The sequence below is a fragment of the Sphaerospermopsis sp. LEGE 00249 genome (genome assembly GCF_014299995.1).
Lineage (GTDB): Bacteria > Cyanobacteriota > Cyanobacteriia > Cyanobacteriales > Nostocaceae > Sphaerospermopsis > Sphaerospermopsis kisseleviana.
Genome location: NZ_JACJUZ010000039.1, coordinates 24,688 through 49,548, shown reverse-complemented (window position 1 = coordinate 49,548; position 24,861 = coordinate 24,688). Strand labels below are relative to the sequence as shown.

The 24,861-nt window shown below is 37.7% G+C and carries 21 protein-coding genes and 2 pseudogenes; 11 read left to right on the top strand and 12 right to left on the bottom strand.

Features of this window, described 5'->3' with window-relative positions:
* The first annotated feature begins 322 nt into the window (after positions 1–322).
* Positions 323–502 (top strand): 30S ribosomal protein S21, encoded by a 180-nt coding sequence (gene rpsU, locus H5968_RS14525; protein ID WP_008226419.1) that lies wholly within the window; start codon positions 323–325, stop codon positions 500–502.
* 300 nt (positions 503–802) lie between these two features.
* Here the strand turns inward: rpsU and pth are convergent, their stop codons facing one another.
* From pth to psbH, 3 genes are all read right to left on the bottom strand, one after another.
* A complete protein-coding gene (gene pth, locus H5968_RS14520; RefSeq protein WP_187040526.1) occupies positions 803–1,435 on the bottom strand; it encodes an aminoacyl-tRNA hydrolase in 633 nt (210 codons plus the stop codon).
* A gap of 54 nt (positions 1,436–1,489) precedes the next feature.
* On the bottom strand, positions 1,490–1,741 hold the full coding sequence (locus H5968_RS14515) for a TatA/E family twin arginine-targeting protein translocase (protein WP_137667466.1): 252 nt from the start codon (positions 1,739–1,741) through the stop codon (positions 1,490–1,492).
* A gap of 213 nt (positions 1,742–1,954) precedes the next feature.
* Positions 1,955–2,158 carry a photosystem II reaction center phosphoprotein PsbH gene (psbH, locus tag H5968_RS14510; protein ID WP_096566033.1) on the bottom strand — a complete coding sequence of 68 codons (204 nt, stop codon included), beginning with the start codon at positions 2,156–2,158 and terminating at the stop codon, positions 1,955–1,957.
* A gap of 233 nt (positions 2,159–2,391) precedes the next feature.
* Here psbH and psbN point away from each other — a divergent pair, with 233 nt between their 5' ends.
* Together psbN and H5968_RS14500 are read left to right on the top strand one after the other, a co-directional pair.
* The gene (psbN, locus tag H5968_RS14505) at positions 2,392–2,529 is read left to right on the top strand and encodes a photosystem II reaction center protein PsbN (RefSeq protein WP_096566031.1); all 138 of its coding nucleotides are present in this window, start codon (positions 2,392–2,394) and stop codon (positions 2,527–2,529) included.
* A 93-nt stretch (positions 2,530–2,622) separates the two neighbouring features.
* Positions 2,623–3,051 (top strand): AAA family ATPase, encoded by a 429-nt coding sequence (locus tag H5968_RS14500; RefSeq protein ID WP_187040525.1) that lies wholly within the window; start codon positions 2,623–2,625, stop codon positions 3,049–3,051.
* 16 nt (positions 3,052–3,067) lie between these two features.
* On the opposite strand, the pseudogene H5968_RS26140 reads toward H5968_RS14500, so the two are convergent.
* From H5968_RS26140 to H5968_RS14480, 4 genes and pseudogenes are all read right to left on the bottom strand, one after another.
* Positions 3,068–3,139: pseudogene (locus tag H5968_RS26140) on the bottom strand (nucleotidyltransferase domain-containing protein); the annotation flags it as partial.
* 238 nt (positions 3,140–3,377) lie between these two features.
* Positions 3,378–3,776 carry a type II toxin-antitoxin system VapC family toxin gene (locus tag H5968_RS14490; RefSeq protein ID WP_187040524.1) on the bottom strand — a complete coding sequence of 133 codons (399 nt, stop codon included), beginning with the start codon at positions 3,774–3,776 and terminating at the stop codon, positions 3,378–3,380.
* Entirely contained in the window at positions 3,773–4,042 is a 270-nt protein-coding gene (locus H5968_RS14485) for a hypothetical protein (RefSeq protein WP_137668830.1), read from the bottom strand. Before H5968_RS14485 ends, H5968_RS14490 begins: the two co-directional genes overlap by 4 nt.
* 189 nt (positions 4,043–4,231) lie before the next feature.
* Entirely contained in the window at positions 4,232–7,429 is a 3,198-nt protein-coding gene (locus H5968_RS14480) for an alpha-mannosidase (RefSeq protein ID WP_187040523.1), read from the bottom strand.
* A 234-nt stretch (positions 7,430–7,663) separates the two neighbouring features.
* On the opposite strand from H5968_RS14480, the gene H5968_RS14475 reads away from it, so the two are divergent.
* A complete protein-coding gene (locus H5968_RS14475; protein WP_187040522.1) occupies positions 7,664–9,121 on the top strand; it encodes a hypothetical protein in 1,458 nt (485 codons plus the stop codon).
* 263 nt (positions 9,122–9,384) lie between these two features.
* Here H5968_RS14475 and H5968_RS14470 read toward each other — a convergent pair whose 3' ends face one another.
* Both H5968_RS14470 and H5968_RS14465 read right to left on the bottom strand, forming a co-directional pair.
* Positions 9,385–10,449, bottom strand: a complete 1,065-nt coding sequence (locus H5968_RS14470; protein WP_187040521.1) for a DUF6765 family protein — start codon at positions 10,447–10,449, stop codon at positions 9,385–9,387.
* Positions 10,450–10,566: 117 nt separating this feature from the next.
* A complete protein-coding gene (locus tag H5968_RS14465) occupies positions 10,567–11,490 on the bottom strand; it encodes a 1-acyl-sn-glycerol-3-phosphate acyltransferase (protein WP_187040520.1) in 924 nt (307 codons plus the stop codon).
* 156 nt (positions 11,491–11,646) lie between these two features.
* On the opposite strand from H5968_RS14465, the gene H5968_RS14460 reads away from it, so the two are divergent.
* The 4 genes and pseudogenes from H5968_RS14460 to H5968_RS14445 all read left to right on the top strand — a co-directional run bounded on the left by H5968_RS14460 (position 11,647) and on the right by H5968_RS14445 (position 17,716).
* Positions 11,647–12,534 carry an alpha/beta hydrolase gene (locus H5968_RS14460; RefSeq protein WP_187040519.1) on the top strand — a complete coding sequence of 296 codons (888 nt, stop codon included), beginning with the start codon at positions 11,647–11,649 and terminating at the stop codon, positions 12,532–12,534.
* A 74-nt stretch (positions 12,535–12,608) separates the two neighbouring features.
* A complete protein-coding gene (locus tag H5968_RS14455; protein WP_187040529.1) occupies positions 12,609–13,469 on the top strand; it encodes a Tab2/Atab2 family RNA-binding protein in 861 nt (286 codons plus the stop codon).
* Between the two features lie 130 nt (positions 13,470–13,599).
* Positions 13,600–14,914, top strand: a pseudogene (locus tag H5968_RS14450) (TldD/PmbA family protein).
* Positions 14,915–15,094: 180 nt separating this feature from the next.
* Positions 15,095–17,716 (top strand): chloride channel protein, encoded by a 2,622-nt coding sequence (locus H5968_RS14445; RefSeq protein WP_187040518.1) that lies wholly within the window; start codon positions 15,095–15,097, stop codon positions 17,714–17,716.
* A 235-nt stretch (positions 17,717–17,951) separates the two neighbouring features.
* Here the strand turns inward: H5968_RS14445 and H5968_RS14440 are convergent, their stop codons facing one another.
* A complete protein-coding gene (locus H5968_RS14440) occupies positions 17,952–18,161 on the bottom strand; it encodes a hypothetical protein (RefSeq protein ID WP_096572584.1) in 210 nt (69 codons plus the stop codon).
* A 281-nt stretch (positions 18,162–18,442) separates the two neighbouring features.
* On the opposite strand from H5968_RS14440, the gene H5968_RS14435 reads away from it, so the two are divergent.
* From H5968_RS14435 to H5968_RS14425, 3 genes are all read left to right on the top strand, one after another.
* Positions 18,443–20,602 carry a Tex family protein gene (locus tag H5968_RS14435; RefSeq protein ID WP_187040517.1) on the top strand — a complete coding sequence of 720 codons (2,160 nt, stop codon included), beginning with the start codon at positions 18,443–18,445 and terminating at the stop codon, positions 20,600–20,602.
* Positions 20,603–20,780: 178 nt separating this feature from the next.
* Positions 20,781–21,170, top strand: coding sequence for a phage holin family protein (locus H5968_RS14430; protein ID WP_096566009.1), 390 nt, complete (start codon positions 20,781–20,783; stop codon positions 21,168–21,170).
* 42 nt (positions 21,171–21,212) lie between these two features.
* Positions 21,213–21,401 (top strand): YqaE/Pmp3 family membrane protein, encoded by a 189-nt coding sequence (locus H5968_RS14425; protein ID WP_187040516.1) that lies wholly within the window; start codon positions 21,213–21,215, stop codon positions 21,399–21,401.
* 154 nt (positions 21,402–21,555) lie between these two features.
* Here the strand turns inward: H5968_RS14425 and H5968_RS14420 are convergent, their stop codons facing one another.
* A complete protein-coding gene (locus H5968_RS14420; protein WP_187040515.1) occupies positions 21,556–23,391 on the bottom strand; it encodes an APC family permease in 1,836 nt (611 codons plus the stop codon).
* 127 nt (positions 23,392–23,518) lie between these two features.
* The gene (gene sbcD, locus H5968_RS14415; protein WP_187040514.1) at positions 23,519–24,760 is read right to left on the bottom strand and encodes an exonuclease subunit SbcD; all 1,242 of its coding nucleotides are present in this window, start codon (positions 24,758–24,760) and stop codon (positions 23,519–23,521) included.
* Positions 24,761–24,861: the final 101 nt, after the last annotated feature.

The window sequence follows — 24,861 nt, the reverse complement described above, 5'->3', positions numbered from 1 at the left end:
GGCATTTTTGGTGTTTTTCTTTTTCAACAATGTATTTTTTCGCTAATATGTGATTTTTTAGGCTCAGTTTCCTTTCTTATTTCCGTAATTTCTCTATGTGCCAGATCAGGGTGCGGAATGTGGGTTTAATTACAAGTTAAGGATGTAAAAATTTTAATTAATTTTAATTATTTTAAAATATTTATGAATCAGCTTAAATGGGCAAGATAGTTAATTCCAAAATAAGATCAAACTCGTTTGACACTATGACACTATATAGTTTTGCTAAGTTTGCGGCTAATATTACAATGGAGATAATTGACAAATTGAGGAAAGACCCAGAATGACCCAAGTGGTTCTAGGAGAAAACGAAGGAATAGATTCAGCCCTGCGTCGGTTTAAACGCCAGGTTTCCAAAGCTGGAATTTTGGCTGACGTAAAGTATCATCGTCACTTTGAAACCCCCCTGGAAAAGCGCAAACGTAAAGCAGTCGCAGCTAGACGGAAACGCCGTTTTAAATAAACCTATTCGGTTTGGTAATGGATTGCTTGAGATATCCTTATCAATCAAGCACAATACCTTTACCATGTTCTTAAAATAATTCAGGAAGCTGCGACACACCCCTGATGGGGTGTAATTTTATTGGTGGAACTTAGTGCGTAAGCCTTTTGTCTTGCTTAGATGGAGTTAGCGGAAATCGCTTTCCATCTAACAAAAATGGTGACTGGTGATTGGTGACTGGTGACTGGTGACTGGTGACTGGGGATAAATATTTACTTTCTGACTCCTGACTCCTGACTCCTGAACTCCTTCTCCTAACTCCTATCCCTCAGCACTCCAGCTATTACAACGGTTCATGGCTTTTTCTACACCTTGCTTTAATGTGAGTTCTGCACACTCAACCACAAAGTCTAAAACCACATTCATTAATTTTGATTCTGTAGCAGAGAACTTTCCCAAAACATGAGAAACCGTGTCAGCATTATCATCATTTGCTGCACCTTTGGGTTTACCAATACCGATGCGTAAGCGGGGGAAGTTTTGACTATTTAAATGGGAAATAATACTCTTCATCCCATTATGTCCACCTGCTGAACCAGATAAACGCAGGCGAGTTTTCCCTAACGGTAAATCCATATCATCATAAATGACTAACACAGATTCAGGAGGTATTTTATACCAACTTATTACCGCTTGGACTGATTGCCCGGAACGGTTCATGTAAGTTAGCGGTTTTACAAGCCGAATTTTACCGCCTCCAGGTGCTAAACCTTCTGCAAAATGTCCTTGAAACTTACGATTTTCGGTTAAAGAAAATTGCCAAGCGTGGGCAAGAGCATCAATAGCCGCAAAACCAATATTATGGCGTGTTTGATCATACTTAGGCTCTGGATTCCCCAACCCGACTATTAACTGGGGAATAACCAAAGCAGGTTGCTTAACAGCTTCTGTCATCCGATTTTTGGATTTTGGGTTAATTTAGAGGATAAATCTGAAATTTGGAGAATTTTAGACAGAATTATCCTGTTTAGTAGATTCTATTTGTTTAGGTTCGAGTTCAGCAGTGGTTTTTACAGGTTGGTCTAGTTTTTCCGCTTCTTTCTTAAATTCGTTTTGAAACTCATTAGAAGCATCTTGGAAACTGCGAATGGTTTTACCCAAACTACGACCGATTTCTGGTAGTTTCTTAGGACCAAAGATTAATAAAGCTACTACCATAATTACAGCCATTTCTGGCAAACCAATACCAAATATATTCATTATTTTTTTTCCTTTAGCTCATCTTCAAATATATCAGGTGACTGGGGACTGGGGACTGGGGACACTTCGACAAGCTCAGTGCATCGCTGGGGACTGGGAGAAAAATTCTTTATCCGTTCCCTGTTAAAAGTTCCCTGTTCCCTATTAACTGAAAAACCCGGACAGGCCGGGTCTATATTAACTTGTATCCAAGTTATAATAGCTGTGTAGCAATTAGCCGCCTAAACTGCGCCAGTCTACAAGTACATCTTGAATTAACAGAGACTTGTTGTAAACTTGCAGAATAATGAGCAAGAACACGAAAAATAAACCCATAAAAACACCCATTAAAGGTGTTGTTCCCCAACCGGGGGATACTTTACCATATTCAGCGTTTAAGGGTCTGAGGATATCTCCCAATTTAGTCCGTTGTGCCATAGTTCACCTAAGATCAGTTGCCAAAACTTTTTTTATTTTTTTATTCCCCTCTGTAGGGTGCTGCAATATTTCAGCAGGATTTTAACCTTACGTTTGGGATGATTCTGACTATGACGATAATACCACTATCAGGGTAGGGCGGTTTACCTGACTTTAATGAATGGAGAATATAGTATTTACGTTAAGTTTTGTAATACTCTAGAAGATAACGCTCATAATATAACTCTAAATTTATGGACTTAGAACCTGGTTTAGTTCTTGGTGTTTCTTTTTCTGCCATCCTGATTGCTATTACTGGTATGGCAATTTACACATCCTTTGGTCCACCAAGCAGGGAATTAGCTGATCCTTTTGAGGATCACGAAGATTAAAAGCGTGATTAGTTTGATATGATGGTGGGCTATGCCCACCCTTTGGGGATGTTAAAATTAAGATCCCCGACTCATATATATAGGTGAATATTTATGAATCAAATTATTTTACAACTTATTGAAAATAAGAATTATAAAAATTTGTCTCTACCGCATCCTATAGAGTTAGATAATTTGAATATTTTTATCGGTTCTAATGGTTCAGGTAAAAGTAATTTTATCAGTTGTTTAAAATTTTTAAAGGACTGTTTAACTACTATTCCTGATGAAAGTCGGGGTGTGAGTAGTTTTGAAGATGCTGTTACCAAAATTGGGGCTGATAGAATTTTAGATAATACTGTAGAAAGTCCTGCGGTTATTAATTTTAGCTATTGTTTCTCTCAAAAATCACTAACTGAACCGCAGACGGAAAACTTTGACATAATGTTAACTCTAAGTCTTTATGTAGACAGAAGAAAGAAAAGCAAAATAGGTATTTATCAAGAATTTTTATTAGGAGGACAAAATCTGAATCGGGAGTAGCATCACCACGCGCTTGAGAACCAAAAAGAATTACTGCTATGAGTTGATTTTGATAAGTTGCAAGCAAATTATCGCATAATTCTTGCATAATTTGTTCTAGTTTGGGGTGTTTCATAGTTGTTTATTTGAGGATTTTTTTGTCAGAATCAGGATAACCAGGATTATAGGATTTTCAGGATGTTTTTGGATGATTGTTTGTTGGGAAGTTGGAGATTTTATTTGTCTGAATCAGGATGTCCAGGATTTGAGGATTTATAGGATGTTTTTGAATGATTATTTGTTGGGAGTTGAAGATCCATGATAGGATGTACAGGATGAAACCAATTCTAACGCCATACCTGCACTTTCATAACATCAAAATGATAGTCATAAGTCCATATTTGCAATTTCATTTCTTCAGATAAAATCGCAGTGATAGCATCACAGAGAGTAATTTTTTGATCTGGAAAAAAAGCGGTCTTTTCTGCTGCTGCTATATACTGTTCTTGGGAAGGGTTAATAAAATAAACTGATTCTATACAATCTCTAGCAAATTTAATTGCTTGTTCAGTTCCCAGACGATATAGCAAAAGATTATATGTTTCTAGATAAACAGGAAAGGGAACTAAGATTGTTAAATTTTCTGCATTGATTCTTTGTATTTGAGTTTTTGAACGCTGATGATATTGATCATCTATATCTATAGCAGCATAAAGGGGTCCAGTGTCAGCAATTATAGCTCTCAAGGTGTGTTTGGTGGTAATGATTGTGAGTATATTTGTTTAGCGAGAATTTGATCATGATTTACCGAGGTATCCAAAAATCCGCTTCCTTTAGTTGTAGGAGTAAAGTTAATTGGTTTTTTTGGAGGTAAATAACCACGTTGACTCAAAAATTCGATGATGGCATTTTCAATAATATCATTAGCAGGTAATAGATTTTCCTGATCTTTGATATAACTATTGAGAGCATTTGCTAATGTATCTGGTAATGTAATGTTGAGGGATTGCATAGGTTTTTAGTGGAAATTATATCTATATTATATTCTTGTCTGAATCAGGATAACCAGGATTTTAGGATTTACAGGATGTTTTTGGATGATTTTTGGTGGGAAGTTGGGGATTTTATTTGTCTGAATCAGACAAATACAACTTTAAACACAAACAAACCATCTAAAAATTACCATCCTGAAAATCCTGATTCAGACAAGTATTTCAAAACTTCCAATTTTCCAAGGTGCGATTTTTCCAACTTCCTCATTTACCTTCCTCTCCAATAAATCAACCGCTTCCCCTAACCTAAAATATGCACTTTCTAAACCTAACTCTGCTGTTTCTCCATGACATTCATAAAAACGCAAAATGATTTTTTTACTATCATCTTCACTGACTTTAAAAGCTGTGATAATTAAATTATTATCTGCTAATTTGATAAAACTTTGATTCGGTAAAATACCAGATGCAGATTTTTTGATTTCTGGATTTATCAACACATTTAATGGTATATTTAATTCATATCCTTTTTTCACTGTTTCCGCTTCTTGCCAACTGCCAAGATGAGGATATAAACTATAGGTAAATTCGTGTATTCCTCTATCTGTTTCTGGGTCTGGCCAGTTGGGACTTCTTAATAATGTCAGACGGATTTGATTGGGTTTAACATCGTATCCATATTTACAATCATTGAGTAAGCTAAAACCGTATTTTCCGCTATCTGTTTCTGTGGTTAAATCCGCCCATTGTAAAGCGGGTACTTCCCATTTTGCTTGTTCTGCGGTGGTTTGGGGGTTAGTTGGGCGGTTAATGACTCCGCAGGGGATTTCATAAGTTGCAGTTTCGGTGGTAAAATTTAAAGGGAAGCTGGTTTTAACTAATACTTGATTTTCTTGCCAATTTACAGTATTATTAATTTTAAGGATGGGGGTACTTTTTTGTAAGATGTAATTTTGGGTAAATTCAGATTTACCGATTTTACGAATCACTTGTAAATTCTGTTGAATTTCTCCATGTTCTAACCATTGAATTGATAGTAATTCGCTTGGAGGTAGGGGTTTTGTGCTATAATTTGGATCAATATTCCAAGCGTCCCAATATTGTCCACTATCTTGAAAAGCTTGGAGTTGGTTTCCTGCACCGTTTAATATTTCCCGTTGTTGGTTTTTATCAAAAATGCTGTCTATATCTCCGGTTTGGGGGTTAATTTTTACTTGGAGATATTCATTTTCTAAAGTCCAATTTTTCGGAAGTTCGTTTTTTGCAATGTTTGATTTTTCCGATGTGGGAGAAAGCCAATATATTTGATATCCTATAGATGGGACAGTTGCGAAAAATAATAAAGAATTTGCGGTTTGTTGGGTGGTAACTTCATTTCCTTGAACATCGTAAACTTTCCAACTCTGATCTTCTAAACTAAAAATATGGGAACTAACAAAAGCACCCTCTGAAACACTCTTGACTTCGCGTTCTTTGCGTTCTTTGCGGTTCATTATAATATGTATAACTTCCGATCGCTCCCAGTTGAGAGAGTTAAAAATTATTATAGGAATAGTATTAGGTTCGGGTGGTTGTGGTAAAGTAATGTGAGATGCGATCGCCCTTAAAGCATCATCTAAAATTCTATTTCCCACTTGTTGAACTTCTTCCCACTCCGGTAACGCATCGTGATAAACTTGGGTAATAGAAGAACCGGGTAAAATATCGTGAAACTGGTTAAACAGAACTTTTTTCCAAGAAGTTTCTATTTCCATTTTCGGATATTCACAACCATATATAGAAGTTGCCAGAGTTGCGAATAACTCAGCTTGATATAATAGATGTTCAGATTTACGATTGTAGCGTTTTTGATCTGCGTGAGTCGTATAACATCCGCGATGAAATTCCAAATATAACTCATCTTCCCATATTGGGAGAGGTGCGGGTAAATTTTCCGAGTCTAATTTTATATGTTGTAGATAATTTTCGGCGGTGGAAAATTGCAACTTGGGTAAAATGGGGGAATGTTCCCAGCGTCGTGCTACTTCTAGCATATCACGAGTAGGACCACCACCATGATCACCGACACCAGGAAGCCAAAGCGCATCATATAAACCCGTTTGAGTTTGCCACTCACACAGATATTGAGTCATCTTAACCGGATCAATAGTTTCCCCGATGAGAGCAGACATATAACTTAATATTTGACTACCATCTGGCGATCGCCACCAAAATAAACCATAATCAAATTTAGTAGTATCATTCCAGCGTAGCTTTTGAGTAACAAAAAACTCAACCCCTGCATTTACCAAAAACTGTGGTAAAGTTGCACAAAAACCAAAAGTATCAGGGACCCAAACTATGGGAGATATTTTTCCAAACTTCTGCAAAAAATAACGCTGACCATATAATAATTGTCTAACAATAGACTCACCAGAGATCAAATTCAAATCTGGTTCAACCCAGAAACCCCCCAAAACCTCCCACCTTCCAGATTTTACCTGACTTTGAATCTCCCGAAATAACAGAGGACGATTTTCCTCAACCCAAGCATACAAAGCAGGAGTAGAATGACAGAATATTAACTCAGAAAAATCTGATTGTAACCTTAAAACCGACTCAAAAGTATTTTGTGCAGCGTTCCAAGTTTCTGAAACAGGCCATAACCATGCTAAATCTAAATGAGCATGACCCAACAAATATATTTTAGATTTTAGATTTTGGATTTTGGATTGAAGTAAAAGCTGACGTAGGTTAAAAACAACATTCTTCCAATCTTCTTCTTCCCTCTCTTCCTTTGCGTTCTTTGCGCCTTTGCGGTTCCTTACCTCATCAACCCCCGCAACCAAACCAGCTAAACCCTGCGGTGAAAACCTTTCCAAAAGAACATGAGTAATAGCCAACTCATCAGCCACAATACCCGGGTCTACATCATTGTAACCCAAAGACTCAAAAATTAAAAGCGATCGCACCAAAGCACCATCACAATGACCAGGACTCACCAACCGCAAACAAACAAAAAACGCATCACCCGGTTTTACCCCTTGACTTAAAAGCACCCGTGGGGAACAATCAAATAAATCCCCAATTAAAACCAGATTACCATTAACATAAACCTCAACCGCATCAGCCCACCAAAGCAAAGACAACCGCAAAGACAAACCAGATAAAGGATAACCTTGCAAACTTTCAGGAACAGTGAACCTTTGCGCTAACCAAAGAACCTGTTTTCCCCCATCCCAAACAACCTGATTTTTCTGATTTATCTTAACAGATTGCCAGTCAGATAGATCAGAATTTACTACCTCATTAACTTCTAACTCATTAACTTCTAAATTACCTTGCTGATAAACCCAAGAAGAAAGGATATTAATTTGACATAAAGAGCGTAAATTTTCAACAGTCTTTGATATAGATGTAGTATCCATAGGAGTAAAATGAAAAGTTAGAGAAAATCAACAATGAAAATTCACAAGAGAAAACCACGCTCAGAACTTAAACATAAATTGAGATTGTCAAAATTAAACTCATCTGAATTTATTTTCAGTTATGATTATATCACTAACTAAATCTCAATCACAAGTTACGGGCAATCACATTTCACAAGAATCGGCAAAATTAATCAAAACTCAGCCTAATTACAGACTAATTATATTGATATCATGTCCTCCAGTTCATCTCGTCCTTATCAAAGTAAAGTATTTAACTTCTTCAATCAGCAATCTCGGCGGTTGAGTCAAAAATTAGAAAGTACCATCCGTAACTTACAAGTTGCTACAAAATGGAGTGTAGAGGCGTTACTTTATCCACTGTATCAAGCATTGCAGCCTGATAAACAACCAGGAAAGAAATTACAAACTTCAGCTAAGACCACCCAAACATACTTAAAATCCCATACTCCCCCACCAGCAGACACGCCTATTCAGAACGTCATAGAATTAGTTAAAAATTTACCATCTGCTGCCGCTGCTGAATCAGAAACTTTACAAAATGTCAAATCTTCAGGTTTCTTAGGTAAAACCTGGGAAAAAATCACTCATAGTTTTGGGTGGTTGCAAACTCAAAAAGCGCCGAAATTACCATCAGAAAATACTTTACAGCATCATATCCCCACTGTACAGGGAATTGCTGTCAAATTAGAAACTAGAGATTTGGTACTTGTCAGCGACAATAACAAAGTTTTTGATGTTTTGACAATATCCCAACAAAGAAAATTAAATGATACAATTAATCAAGAAATTGCCGAATATTCCCAAGTTTTACAATTAGTAGCAGCCCAAAAAGAGCAGAATTTATTACCAGAAATTGACCGGATTTTAAACAAATTAACTAATAGTTCAGATTCTAGTATAACAAATGTTACCGAAAATCAAAACACCCTAGAAATCAAATCTTATCCTGGTAAAATTTTAGCATTTTTAGATACAGCCTTAGCCAAATTAGAAGCTAAAGCAATTGTGCCTGTAAAACAACAAAGTCAGGGAATTATTAAAGTTGCCAAAACTCAATTAGATATCTTTATTTATGGGAAAGAACAGGTAGAAGCTAGGGGAGAAATTTCTGTAAATGCTGATAATTTAGAACAGCCAACTTTGAATATTCCAGCTTTAATTGAATCTGCAATTAATTACTTTTTTGGTGGTAGAAAAATTCCCCAACTTAGGGAAGATGAAAAAGACTATAAATTTCATGAAATTCCCAACCAAACTGTTAACACATTTATTGATACTCGGCAAATTCAAACATCTGAGTTAACCGGAGATTCTTGGTTAACTTGGGGTGATTTATTTGGTAATTTGGAAATCACAGCAGAAATCAAGGCTAACACCACAGAAGACAAAAATCAAGAAGTATTAAATACAAAGGAAAGGAAGGTTTTTAAAAACAAAAAATCTGTATCATCAACACCTGAATCTAGTTTTGCAAATGAAAGAGAAGCGGAAAAACAACAACAAAAACATAAATTAAAACCCGACTGGATAGAGACAACCGCTACATTTATCGGGTATGAAAAACACCCATTAGAGCAAATTTTAGCATGGTTGGATCACGTCATGCTGTGGATAGAAATGATTTTTATGAACATGATTTATTTCTTTAAAGGATTGTTGCAAGGTTAGTTTTTTCAACATTATCCAATAAATTGAGTATGTCAAGACGTGATATCTACCATAATTGTTTACAATAGAACTAGGACAGATTTTAATCAAGAACAAGATTATCAAATTAATTGTACTTGGTTTCCGTCATCCCAAAATTCGACCCTATACAAATTTTGCTGTTGGTTAGTTGGAATATTAATTTAATCCATATTTTAAAATGCAAATATTCCCGACTTTTTTACAATATAATACCAGAAGTTGGGGTCTAAAATTCACCTAAATTAAGCTACACAAATGCCATATTTAGGTAATAAATCATGAATAATATAAAATTGATGTGCTTGTAAAGCGTCGTGAAATAATTTCCAATTACTGACTAAAAAACTAGGATGATAGTGGAAAATTTCATTATCCTTATCAACTGCTTTTTCAGTTCGTAAAGCTTGATATTTCCAAGACCCTTGACCTTTAGGAATATAGTCTACATTAGCATCTCCAAAACTAAATTTACCTTGAGAAATAGCATCTAACCATTTGTGATGACGTGCATGACCATTTTTATCTTTAATATTTTCTAACATCCAAGCAATTAAACTTTTATCTGCTTCCGGTAAACCTGGTACAATGGCATCAGCATCACCTAATAAATAACGCTGCATAGCCTTACACATATTATCAGCAGCTTCTAAAAAATCTTCAGGATTATTGCGTCTAATTTTCTCACCTCTACCATTAATATAACCCCAACGTAAATAAGGTTTATCAGGATGACTTAAAACCGCACCATGTCCTAAAGGTAAAGCTTCACTAACAAAATAATTTTTCAATCTATCCATCAAATTTTTATCAGGTTTGTCATTTTCATCAAGTAATTTTTTCGCTTCATTAACTCGATGGTTAACACCTGCAAAACCTTGATGCGCCCAAGTATCAACATAAACGTGCATTGTAATCCCTAAACGATGTAAACTATAAGCAGTTTGACGACATTGAATACACTCCCTTACCATCTGCTGTGCAACATCACTATTAGGACGACAAATTAACTTTTCAATAAACTTTCCTTCCGGGTTCTCACCTGCTTTTTTACCCCCATTTCCTGGTAAAAAATGAAAAGGTATCCACACATGATAATTTGCTAATTCTTGAAAGTTGCGATAATCTAACATCTTATGCGCTGAACTGATGCGGGTAAACATCGCCCCATTATCAAATTTAATAATACCGCCATTAATGGCATCATCTACATATTGGGCGCAGTAAGCGATAATACTAGCATCTTCATGTTTAAAACCCGCTAGTCGTGCCACTACGTAGGTAACACCGTGGTGAAAGTCTATTTGCATTTTAAATAACTGCGGTTAAGGATTTTTAAATTTAGGAATAGACTATAACAATTTGGGTGCTTATTTCCTTTTTCTTCCTCTCTGCGACTCTGCGACTCTGCGTGATCAAAAATCTTATTACCACAACATCCGATTCAAAAAATGTTGTAACAACTTTATCCCCTCCGGTTCATGATAATCTGTAGGTAACAAATCCCTTATTGCTTGTTCCAAAGTTTCCACAGCTACATCTATTTCCTGACGCTTTGGCCGAGAAGTTGCAGGAAAATACAAAGGTTCACCTACCCAAATTGTTAACTTTTTTCTCCAAAATAAATCATGAGTGCCGATTAATGCTATGGGTACAATTGGCACTCCAGCCCGCAACGCATAAATTACAGTTCCCCGTTTTAGGGGATGCAAACGACCCTCAGCATTTCCCAGTCTACCTTCGGGAAAAATCATCAACCCATCCCCACGGGCTAAAATTGCCGAAACAATGCGGTCTATGCGGCGGACTGTTTGGATATTTCCACCAGGATTAACGGTACTTTTAATAACTTCTGCCAGTTCCTTTAAATCATCCCTTCCCGCTTCAGCAGCAGCAATAACAGCCTGTTCTTCTCCCCAAATGCGTTCCAAAGGAATAACACCACCTGCAAAACCTAAAATCAGGCGTTTCCACCATTTATTATAGAGAGTGCGGGCATCACCAAGAATATAATAATACGATTGAGTCGGTATTTCTGCGAGTAAAATCAAGGGATCAAAATGATGGAGATGATTAGCAGCTAAAATAGCTGATGTCTGCGGTATATTTTCCATATTTTCTACATGGACACGGAAAAAGCAATGAATGAGCGATCGCAACACCCAACGTCTGATATTAGCATTAACTCGCGGTTCTGTATTTTCCTGATCAATAGCAGATAACTGATTGAGAGTAGTATCAATAGTATCTCGAATAGTGCGATCGCTCGCCGCCGCCACACCTTCCCAAACCCGTTTAATAGCGTTCTCAGTCAAAAGCGGTAAATTATCAGACTCGTTATTATTTTCCATCTTTACAACATACTGTAACAACCCAATCACCAATCACCAATCACCAATCACCAATCACCAAAATTTCTGTAATCCTCCCACAGTTAGAAGATATTTTCCCTACAATGTACGTTGATAAGCTAAAAACTTGCTGGGAAATTAGGTAAAAAACTAATCATGACTATTTACCACAGCGTAGGCACATTTAAAGGTGTTGGGGGAATTGATCTGTATTATCAAAACTGGAATCCAGGGGGTAAAATCAGGGGGATATTAGCATTAGTACATGGACTCGGAGGACACAGCGGACTTTACAAAAATATAATTGAACATTTGTTACCTCAGCAATATGCTGTTTATGGCTTAGATTTGCGTGGTCATGGACAATCACCAGGTCAAAGAGGTTACATTAATACTTGGTCCGAGTTTCGTGATGATGTGCGAACATTCTTAAAAATGATGCAACAGCAACAACCAGAATGTCCAATTTTTCTATTTGGACACAGCATGGGGGGAATGATAGTTTTAGAATATGCTTTGCGCCATCCAGAAGAGATATCTGCATTACAGGGAGTGATTGCAGTTGCACCTAGTATTGGAGAAGTGGGAGTATCACCAGTGCGCGTACTGCTGGGAAAAATGCTTTCGAGGTTGTGGCCGCGTTTCTCCTTAAATACTGGACTCGACATCACCGCAGGTTCAAGAGATCCGAAAATTGTAGCTACCTACACTCAAGATCCCTTACGCCATACCCGTGCTACCGCTCGTTTTTCTACAGAGTTCTTTACTACACTAGCTTGGATTAATGCCCATGCTGAAGAATGGAAAGCACCTTTATTGATTTTACATGGTGGTGCTGACAGAGTGGTTTTTCCAGAGGGGAGTGAAATTTTTTATCAACGAGTAACTTACCCAGATAAGTTGCGTATTGAATATTCGGGAGCATATCACGATTTACATTGTGATCTTAATTATCGTGAATTTCTCTCGGATTTGAGTAATTGGATGGAACAACATTTACCAGCACAAGTGCGACAATTAGAGCCGATGATGAGTAATGAATGATCGTTCATTGCGGCTGTAGATTGGTAGAGTGGAAAGACAACAAAACATCAACTCGCCAGATTTCATCGTATAACATGGGCAGTATTTGGGAACTCGATTTTTACTCTCGTCCGATATTGGACGCAAATCAAAAAAAAGTTTGGGAAGTCTTAGTGTGTGAAAGTCCTACTGATGTACGCACTAAAACAGATTCCTTGTTTCGCTATGCTCAATATTGCCCTAGTACCCAAGTAAATTCAGTTTGGTTGCGGACAGCGTTACAAGAAGCGATCAAGAAAGCGGGAAAAGCACCAATTAAAATCCGCTTTTTCCGTCGGCAAATGAATAATATGATTACCAAAGCCTGTCAAGATATAGGTATTCCTGCCTTACCTAGTCGGAAAGCATTGATTCTCAATCAATGGATACAACAGCGAATGGAGGAAGTTTATCCCCAAGAACCAGGATATCAAGGCGGTACAAATCTTTCTGTGCGCTTAGAAAGACCCTTACCCCAGCGTTTACCGGATGCGTTGGAAGGCAAACAATGGGCATTTGTGAGTTTAGAAGCCGGAGATTTTGCAGATATGCCAGAATGGGAAATTGGCTTTGGTGAAGCTTTTCCCCTAGAATTGGCACAATTACCCCCAGAAACTCGCATTCCGGGGATTTTGATTTTTTCACCTAGAGCTTTACCTATCGCTGGGTGGATGTCAGGTTTAGAGTTAGCTTATTTGCGATTTGATACCAGTCAAGGAGACAGATTGATTTTAGAAACCGGTGCAACAGAAAGTTGGATTTTGGCAAATATCAGAACTCCTCAACTGCTCAAAGAAGCACAAGGTTTTGAAGCAGCCAAACAACAAGCCAATGGAGTGCATTTTATTGGTGTCCAGTCCGATCCCCAAGCTCAATCTTTTGCTGGTTTTTGGCTGTTACAAGAGGTGAATCTGTAGGGACTGGTGACTGGTGACTGGTGACCAGTCCCCAATTACCCAAAAATAATAACTGTTGATGCACGCTGATGGGATAATGGACTGGTCTATCTGGGGTTCAAAATCCAAAATCCACAATTAATCAAGGGAAATGGGTTCTGCAAAATTGTCACAAGATACACTAGCGGAACAGTTGCTAGAACTGGCTTTAAAATCTGGCGCAGAGGCTGCGGAAGTGTATCAGTCCCGATCGCTTTCTCGTCCTGTGTTTTTTGAGGCCAACCGCTTAAAACAACTAGAAACCAGTCAATCTGAAGGTACAGCATTGCGGCTATGGCGAAACGGTCGTCCAGGACTGACTGTGGCTTACGGTTCTGTAGATCCTCAAGGGATGGTAGAACGAGCTTTAGTTCTCAGTCAGTTAAATCACCCTGAACCTGTAGAACTCAGTAGTAATTCTGAAAAATATTACCCTGATTTGGGGGAAGCTGTTCCAGTGGACAAACTGATAGACTGGGGCAAAAATGCGATCGCTATCGTGCGTGAATTCTATCCTGATGTTCTCTGTAATAGTGATTGGGAATGTGATGTAGAAAATACTCGGTTAATCAATAGCAAAGGTTTGGATTGTCACTATACTGATACTACTCTCAGTTGCTATATGTCCGCAGAATGGGTCAGGGGTGATGATTTTCTCAGTGTTGCTGATGGACAAACTCAACGCGGTGAACTTGAACCCGCCAGAGTGGCGAATCAAATTTTACAGCGATTAAATTGGGCAAAAGAAAACGTTTCTACCCCTAGCGGTCGGTTTCCAGTTTTATTTACTTCCAAAGCTGCGGATATGCTTTGGGGAACTGTGCAAGCGGCATTAAATGGATAAGCAAGTCTTGGAAAAAGCTTCTCCTTGGGCAGAAAAAAAGGGTCTACCTGTTGTTGCACCCTCTCTCACCCTTTACCAAAACCCCCAAGCAGGTCCTTACAGTTGTCCTTTTGATGATGAAGGCAATCCTACCAAGTCTTTGATATTTATCGAAAACGGAATTTTACGCAATTTTTATAGCGATCGCACTATTGGCAGACAATTAGGTATTGGTAGCACTGGTAATGGTTTTCGTCCTGGTTTGGGTAGTTATCCCACCCCTGGTTTATTTAACTTTCTCATCCAACCTGGTAAAGCAACGTTACAAGAATTAATTCAAGATATGGATGAAGGTTTAATAGTCGATCAAATGCTAGGAGGAGGAGGAGGAATTTCTGGTGATTTTTCTATCAATATTGATTTGGGATATTTGGTAAAAAAAGGTCAAATAATTGGTAGAGTTAAAGATACAATGGTCGCCGGCAATGTTTACACAGCCCTCAAACAAATAGTTAAACTCGGTGGGGATGCAGACTGGAATGGTTCTTGTTATACTCCATCTTTGATAGTGGAAGGACTTTCTACAACTGGGAAAAATAGTTGATTTCAGGAGACAGGTGACAGTTGACAGGTGACAGGTGACAGTAAGAAGGTAAGAGAGAATAGCTAATAATTTTACCAATCACCAATCACCAATCACCAATCACCAATCACCAATTATAGAGAATTATGATTTATGGAGGTTATTTTTCAATTTTGAATGTTGAATTTTAAATTTTAAATTATGATTTCCCTGGACATACTAACCCAGCGTTTTCGCAACTTGTGGCAGTCCAAAAAAAGTTTAGCAATATCTTCAATGGGCTATGCCAATATTGAAGCTTGTGTCATAGGAATTATTGCGGCTTTATCAGCAGTATTACTTAAACAAGGTTCAGGTTGGTTGGGAACATGGCGAGTTCACAGTACCCAACTTTTACCAGCTTGGCTAACTTTACCTTTAATTGGGATGAGTTTTGGCTTTTTAGCAGGTTGGTTGGTACAAAGGTTAGCACCAGAGGCCGCAGGTAGTGGTATTCCTCAAGTTAAAGCTAGTCTTGCTAATGTTCCTATTAAGTTATCCTGGCGAGTGGCATTAATTAAGTTACTCAGTGCTATCATTGCCTTGGGTTCGGGGATCACATTAGGAAGACAAGGCCCCACTGTCCAAGTAGGTGCAGGTTTAGCGGCCGGAATGAGTCGCACTTTTCCCACTTCCCCAGAACATCGCCGCCAAATGATCGCCGCAGGTGCAGGTGCTGGTTTATCCGCTGCTTTTAATGCCCCTATTGCTGGGGTATTATTTATTATTGAAGAGTTACTCCAAGATTTATCAGGACTAACTTTAGGAACTGCCATTATTGCCTGTTTTATCGGTGGTGTAATTTCCCGGTTATTAGGTGGTGGAAGTTTGCAACTAAACCTAGAATTAATGGACTATTCTAGCCAATTTTCCCTGCAAGAAATTCCTATATTTTTATTGTTAGGTGTGTTGGCAGGGTTGCTAGGTGCTGTATTTAATCACGGTTTAATATTCAGTATTAAAACTTATCGGAGATTACACATTAGCTTATCTTTAAGAGTGGCTTTAGCAGGCTTGATTTCGGGTTTAATAGTGGCTTTACTCCCGGAATATTATCGTGATAATGCTGGTTTACGGGAGTATATGATTGCCAGTCAACCGAATCTTTTGTTAGCAATTATCACTTTTATTAGTCAATTTATTTTAACATTAATTGCCTTTGGTTCTGGCGCTCCAGGGGGATTATTTGCACCCAGTTTAATTTTAGGTTCTTGTTTAGGTCATATAGTTGGAGTTTGTGAGTTTCAACTGTGGGGTTTTGGTTCTCCGACTACCTACGCTTTAGCAGGAATGGGGGGCTTTTTTAGCGCCGTTTCTAAAGTTCCAATTACAGCTATTGTGATTATTTTTGAAATGACGACAGATTTCAATCTTGTATTACCTTTGATGATTGTTTCTGTCACTTCTTATTTAGTTGCGGATCAAGTTTTACCTGGTTCACTGTATGAAAAACTTTTACTATTAAATGGGATCAAACTTCAGAAAAATGCTCCAATTGAAGGGGTATTAACTGAATTAACAGCCAAGGATGTAATGCAGCAACGGGTAGAAACTCTAGAGGCAGAAATGTCTATAGAAGAATCAATTCAAGCCTTTTCTCGTTCTCATCATCGGGGTTTTCCAGTGGTAGAAAAAAATCAATTAGTGGGAATTATTACTCAATCAGATATACAAAATGTTTACCCCTTCCGGCATACAGTTTTAAGGGAAATAATGACACCAAAACCAATCACAGTTAAGCCGACACAAACTTTGAGTGATGTACTGTATTTACTGGATCGTTATCAAATTAGTCGTTTACCAGTGGTAGAAAAACAAAAATTGATTGGTATTATTACTCGTGCAGATATTATTAGAGCAGAAGCAGATCATCTGAACTGTAAAAATGGTATGACTGGACCACAACCAGAACCATCTTATGTAGTGTACCAAACGCGATCGCCTAGTGTGGGTAGAGGTAGATTATTAGTTACACTTGCTAACCCAGATACAGCAGACACTCTGTTACAAATGGCTGCTACTATTGCCCGCGATCGCCATTATGAATTAGAGTGTTTACAAATTATTTTAGTATCCCGTAACAGTTCCCCATCAGAAACAGAAGTCAGAACTACAAGAAGTCGTCGCTTACTCAGACACGCGGAAGCTTTAGCCAAAAAATTGCATATTCCTATTCATACACAAATACGAGTTGCCCATGATGTTGGGCAAGCAATTTTAGAAACAATCAAAGAACGTCATATAGATTTAATGTTCATGGGTTGGAAAGGAAATACTTCTACCCCCGGCCGTATTTTTGGTACTGTTGTTGACACTATAATTCGTCAAGCTACCTGTGATGTAGTTGTTGTGAAGTTAGGCAATTATTCAGAACCTCCCCATTTTAATCGTTGGTTAGTACCAATGGCAGGGGGACCAAATGCACCTATAGCCATTAAATTATTACCAGCTTTAGTCACATTAGGAAATGAGCCAGAAATTCGCCTCACTCAAGTATTTAAACCATCGGAATTAAAACCAAATCTGCAATTTTTAGAAGAATATACTCGTCAGTTAATCCGACACCGCAATTTACATAGTAATGTTTTTGCAACACCTATAGAAGCTGATTCTGTTACCGAAGGGGTAATTAATTTAGTCAAGAAAGAAGATTTTGATGTTGTAGTTTTGGGTGCTTCTCGTGAGGGTTTATTACAACAAGCAATTCACGGTAATATTCCTGAAAATATTGCTTCTGGTGTTGATAGTACAGTAATTTTAGTGAGAGGAGAAATTAATTCATAATAGGTGATTGGTAATTGGTGATTGGTAATTGGTGATTGGTGATTGGTGATTGGTGATTGGTGATTGGTGATTGGTAATAGGTGATTGGTGATTGGTGATTGGTGATTGGTAACTAGATCATGATTTTAGAACGAAATATAACCAACGCATTTCAAATGGATGAAACCACGTAGCAACGCCATGTACACTCTTTGAGTGTGTAGAGTCGCATTGCTACTGTTTTACCACAAACCGTTTAATAATATTTCTTCAACAACTTGTTAGAAAATAAAAGTACAAAAACTAACAAACTTAACTGAATTTGCCAAGGTGCAACAATCAGGCTCAGAATCAGCGTTACAGCCGTCAATACACCTGAAATATAAGCAACTTCATCATTATGTTTGTTCCAAAAGTAACCAGTAATTAACCCAGTAAATAATGGAATCAGAAAAAACAAAGGCATTTTAACCAATCCTGAACTAACAGCCTCATGGTTGAAATCCATAGATTCAACCTATAGGAGGAATAAGAATTGATTATACACTTACGTATGTTTCCTTTACAAGAATTTTACAATATTTTTCTTGAACAAAGCTTAAACTGAGGATAGGAAACAGTTTAAGTTATATAACTGGGTATATAATTGGGTATATAATTGGGTATATTATGAAATTTACAGGCTTGTACTGGCATATTGAGCAAGCATATTAAATTTTGAAGTAGCATTTTTAACTAAAAAATCGAATGTTGAACATTCCGCAATTACTAGCAACAGAACTAGAACTTAAACCCCATCAGGTGCAGAACGCACTGGAACTTTTCGCTGAGGGTGCGACAATTCCCTTTATTGCACGGTATCGCAAAGAACGCACTGGAGAAATGAATGAAGTGCAGTTACGGGACTTATCTGATAGGCATACATACTTAACAGAATTAGAAGAAAGAAAGCAAGTAATTTTAAATGCTATATCAGAACAAGGTAAACTGACAGACGAACTACAGCAGAAAATAACCTCCTGTTTACAAAAAACAGAACTTGAGGATTTATACTTACCATACAAACCAAAACGCCGCACCCGTGCAACTATCGCTAGAGAGAAAGGACTAGAACCTTTAGCAGCATTTATTAAATCATTAAATGTGAAAAATGGCGTAGGTGCTGACTTAGAAACAGAAGCGGCAAAATATATTTCTGAAGAAAAAGGCGTAAAAAATGCAGAGGAAGCATTAAAAGGCGCATCAGATATTTTAGCTGAAGAAGTAGCAGAAAAAGCAGAATTACGCGCCTATCTGCGGGATTATTTCTTAGATGAAGGGGTATTTGTTTCCCGTATTAAAGAAGAACATCCAGAAGGTACAACCAAATTTGAAATGTACCGCAATTATCAAATTAAAGTCAAAAATATCGCCCCTCATAATATGCTGGCTTTGTGTCGGGGTGAAGCAGAAAAAATCTTAAATTTTGACATTGATTTTGATGAAGATTTTGTACTTTCTTATTTAGAATCTCAAGAAATTAAAACCAAAGTTAGAAATATCAGAGACTTTTATCAAGCAATGTTAAAAGATGCCTTTAACCGCTTGATGAAAACTTCTCTTATCAGTGAAGTAATTTCTGAGAAAAAAACTTATTCTGATATAGAATCAATCAAAACATTTGAAGCTAATTTGCGGGAATTATTATTATCTGCACCTGCGGGAATGAAACCCACATTAGCCATAGATCCAGGTTTTAGAACAGGTTGCAAAGTTGCAGTTTTAGATCAAACAGGTAAATTCTTAGAATATCAAGCCGTATTCCCTCATCAAGCAGCAGAACAACGACAAAAAGCAGCACAAACACTAAAGAAATTAATTCAAAAATACAACATTGAATTAATCGCCATTGGTAACGGAACAGCATCCCGTGAAACCGATGAATTTGTAACAGAAGTATTAACAACTTGTGAACGCAAACCTGTTAAAGTCATAGTCAATGAATCTGGTGCTTCCATATATTCAGCCAGCAAAGTTGCACTAGCAGAATTTCCTGATTTAGATGTTACCGTCAGAGGTGCAATTAGTATCGGGAGAAGATTACAAGATCCCCTAGCAGAATTAGTAAAAATTGACCCCAAATCAATTGGTGTGGGACAATATCAACACGACGTTGATCAAAAATTGCTGAAAAAGAAACTCGATGAAACAGTAGAAAGTTGTGTGAATTATGTGGGAGTAGATTTAAACACCGCATCCAAAGAATTGCTCACCTTTGTTTCAGGAATTACCCCCACAGTTGCTAACAATATAATTGCTTATCGCAACCAAAACGGCGCATTCAAAAATCGCAAACAACTGTTAAAAGTAGCGAAACTAGGACCAAAAGCTTATGAACAAGCAGCAGGTTTTTTAAGAATTAGAAATGGAGAAAACCCCCTAGATAACACCGCAGTTCACCCAGAAAGTTATCCTGTAGTAGAGGCGATCGCTAAAGATTTACAAGTACCATTAAAACAGGTAACACAAATAGCTGAAAACCTGAAAAAAACCAACCTCAAAAAATACGTAACTGACACCATTGGAGAACCAACCCTGCGTGACATTCTCAACGAACTAGAAAAACCAGGAAGAGATCCCCGTGCAGAATTTAAGTATGCAACATTCAAAGAAGGAATAAAAGAAATTAGCGATTTAAAAGAGGGAATGGAACTAGAAGGAATAGTCACCAACGTTGCTAACTTTGGTGCATTTGTTGATATCGGAGTACATCAAGATGGTTTAGTTCACATATCCCAACTTGCAGATAGATTTGTAGATGATCCCAAGAAAATAGTTAAAGTTGGACAAGTAGTAAAAGTCAGAGTATTAGAAGTGAACGAAAAATTAAAACGCATTGGTTTATCAATGAAAGCAGTCAAACAATAAGCAAGGAGTCAGGAGTCAGGAGTCAGGAGTCAGGAGTGAAAACCGCTGACTGGAAAAGACTCCAGTTTCCTATAAGTGAAAAATCATCCTTTCGATATACCTCAATCCTATCTAGCAACAGATGTGAAAACTGCAAAATTCTTGAAAAATAAAGGTAGCAGTTAGAGAGGTAAAAATAATGTGGGCGACATTTTTAACCGCACTCGCTACAGCATTAAGCTTGTTAATTGTCGATATCATCTTTCCTGGTGTTAGAATTGCCAATTTTCCCGCAGCTTTAATTGCTGGGTTAGTAATTGGTGCGATTAATGGTTCAATTAAACCAATTATTTCCACCCTATCCTTACCATTGACTTATGTAACTTTCGGTGGATTTTCTTTAATAGTCAACGGCATTTGTTTTTGGTTAGCATCAGTTTTAGTTCCTGGGTTTAGAGTGCAGGGAATTATCGCTTTTCTTCTCGCTCCAGTAGTTCTATCTTTGGCTAATACCTTCATCAATAAATACTTTGCAGAAAGAAATCTGGAGTTACAAGGCAATAATAGTCAAATCACGACTGAATCTTAAATGAAAGCAAGTAAGTAGTTTTGAAAAAATAGGAATCATCCCATGAAATTAACTCGTTTGCTGCTTGGTTTGTTCTTACCTCCTGTGGGAGTATTTCTAACAGAGGGTGTAGGTATAACTTTGATAATTAACATTTTGTTAACCTTGCTGGGTTGGCTTCCCGGTAGTATTCATGCACTGTGGGTAATTACCAAACATGAAGAAAGATTGAATAGAGGGGAAGGTTATTAGTTGGTGCAGGGAATCTGCAATAAATCTTATTTGCTAATAGATTTGATGCTGCTTCTAATATAGATGCAGCAAGTAGATGCAGCAAGATTTTTTTAATTTTCTCAATCATTTAAATAAGTGGATGTTTAGCACTGCTCAACCCCTACAAATGATTTTACAAATAATATCTGACAGTTGTAACAACGCGACTTTTCTTTGCTCTTAAAGCATTCTTTAAAAATAAAGTCGTTTGGTTGTGCAGAATGCTATCCCACCAATTGCGGGTGACAAAAGCAGGAATAATAATTGTGGTGAAAACATCGGGGTGATGTTCTTCAAATTCACTGACAAAATTCACAATGGGGCTAATTACAGAACGATAGGGAGAGTCAATAATATTTAAGGGAATATCTGACTCTAAATTGCGCCATTTTTCTTGCAGTTTTTCCTGATCTGTTGAACCAATATCTACATGAACAGCGACTATTTCATCTGCTATTGTGCGAGCATAGTCTAAAGCTTCTACTGTTCCTCGGTTGAGTTGGCCAACTATCACCAATGCAGGATGGGTGATCACTTCTGGTTTTGGTTTGGGTATATAACTCCGGGGTGCTATGTCTTGAATACTGAGGCGTTGTGCTACATATTGATAGTGACGATGAATGGCTACAAAAAGACTGACTACAACGGGAATTGCAACTACAACTAACCAAGCACCTAAGAGGAATTTTGTCGAAATAATGACTAGGAGAACGATAAAAGTGGCGATCGCACCTAAATTGTTCATGATCGCACTAGCTTTCCAACCTTGGCTTTTTTCTTTAAACCAATGTTGTACCATTCCTGCTTGAGAAAGGGTAAAGGATGTGAATACACCCACTGCATAAAGAGGAATAACAGCGTTTACCTGTCCTTTAAAGATGATGACTAAAATGGCTGCACAAATACTCAGGAGAACGATACCATTAGAGTAAACTAAGTGATCGCCTAATAATGCTAATTGACGGGGTAAAAAACCATCTCTTGCTAAAAAGTAACACAGTCTAGGAAAATCGGCATAACTGGTATTTGCTGCTAACAACAAAACCAATAAAGTGACAATTTGCACAAAATAATAAACCGGACTATTACCAAAAATTTCTCTTCCTAAAAGAGAAACTACCGTTTGTCCTTCTGCGGGAACAACATGATAAGAATTAGCTAAAAATGTAATTCCTACAAACATTAAACCCAGAATTGTTCCCAAATAAAATAAAGTTAATCGTGCATTTTTCCATTCTGGAGGTTTAAAAGCTAACACCCCATCGGATATAGCTTCTACCCCAGTTAATGCTGTACAACCAGCAGAAAAAGCCCGTAAAATGAAAAACAAACTCAATTCTTTAGTAATAGGAATTGGTGGATATTCTGTAATAACTTGTCCCGTAACTTGTTTAAACAAACCGACAATAATTAGCAGAAAAATGCTGGCAATAAACGCATAAGTAGGAATCATAAATATCCTACCAGATTCTTTCACACCGCGCAGATTTGCCAACATTAATAAAAAGATGAAAATTAAACACAAAAGCACTGTATGGGGTTGCAGTGCGGGAATGGCTGATGTTAAAGCCGCCGTACCCGCAGATATACTGACAGTTACGGTTAAAATATAATCAATCATCAACGAACCACCAGCTACCAAACCGGGATATAAACCGAGATTTTCCCTAGCGACGATGTAAGAACCACCACCTTGAGGATAAGCGCGGATGGTTTGACGATAGGAAAGAACAACTATTCCCAAGAGAAATATAATGGCGATCGCAATAGGTAGAGACAAACCCAAAGCACCACTACCAGCGGCCACCAACACCAATAAAATTTCCTCAGTCGCATACGCAACAGAAGAAAGCGCATCCGAAGAAAGAACCGCCAAAGCAGCAGCATTACTTAATCTCTCCTCACTGTGGGCGCTAGTAGGTAGAGATTTACCGATGACAAATTGTTTAATTTGAGGGTAGAAGGACATAAAAAGTCCAGTAAAACCTAGTTTCTGAAATATAACAATTTTGCCAGATGATTGACAAACTAACCGTTAAATTTAAGTTAATTTATCTCATGAAATATCCGCGTTTATCTGCGTTTATCTGCGTTAACTAAAGATTATTGAGCAATATTTCTTCATCTTCTAATAAAGTTTGTGCAGCTTCTAACATAGTTGTAGCAATATCTTTTAAATCATCCCGATTATTTAAGTATGTTCTTAATGCTTCCATCGGATCTATACTGCTACTAGCGTTTAATTCAGGAATACGCGGTTTAGCTAATTGACTAACTAATTCTGGTTGAATTGTATAGATGTGCGCTGTACTTAAAGCTTTATGAATTGCGGAATTTTCAATTAAATCTAACTGTTCAGAACGCAATTTATAAATTAACCTAACTACAGTTTCTTCAAGATTATATTTGGCGATCGCCTTTAACAAAACATCCTGCGGATCATCACTTTTAGATAAATCTACCTCAATAGTGCGAAATGTCCGCACAGGTAAAGAGCAAAATTCCCACTCTACATTACCTTTTTCCAACTCCACCATTACATAACCTTTATCTTCCTTCTCCTCACTAAAATCTACCCTTTCTATACTCCCAGGATAAATCACTGGTGGATCATTAGATTTATTCAGATTTTGATGGCAGTGAACATGACCCAAAGCCACATAATCAAAACAAGGGCGTGTTAACAAAGATAAAGGTAAAGTAAAACCCTTACCCACAGCTAACAAACGTTCAGCACCTAACATAGCATTATCAGCCATTAAATGGGCTAAAAGTACGGTAGGTACATCAGGATCAAGTTTTCTCACTTCTCCTTCTAAAACCACTTCTAAGCGTTCTGTTAAAAGTTGATTGACTTCAGCCATAGATAAACCCGCTGTTTCCTTGCGAGTCATCAACATGGAACGAGTCAACCAAGGGAGTGTAATTACTTGTACTTTACCGTTACGGGTGGGGATATGATGGGTAGTTAATGTATCACCAACCACGAAACCGGGAACGCCAAGAGTACGGTAAATATTTAGACTTGCGCCGCCCACACCTTGGGAATGTAAGTCATGATTACCAACTAACAAAACTGTCGGTATATTGGCATCTACAAGGCGGCGGAACTGACTAGCAAAGGCTTCTTGTACGTAGGGTGCGGGTGTGGCATCGGGAAAAGCATCACCACCAAAAATCACCATATCTACTGGTTCTGATAAAGCGCGATCGATACACAAAGATAGGGTATTGACAAAATCTTCTAATCGTGTATTTAAGCCGGTGGCGGGGTTGATGCGGCCGTGGGAGAAACCGCTTCCTATATGGATATCTGAAAGGTGTAGGATTTTTATCATGTTGCTGAGTGGGATTTTTTTTAACGAACCGCAAAGAACGCAAAGGACACGAAGGTAAGAGGGTTTAAGAGAGATTTTCTATAGGTTTTATGATAACGAAT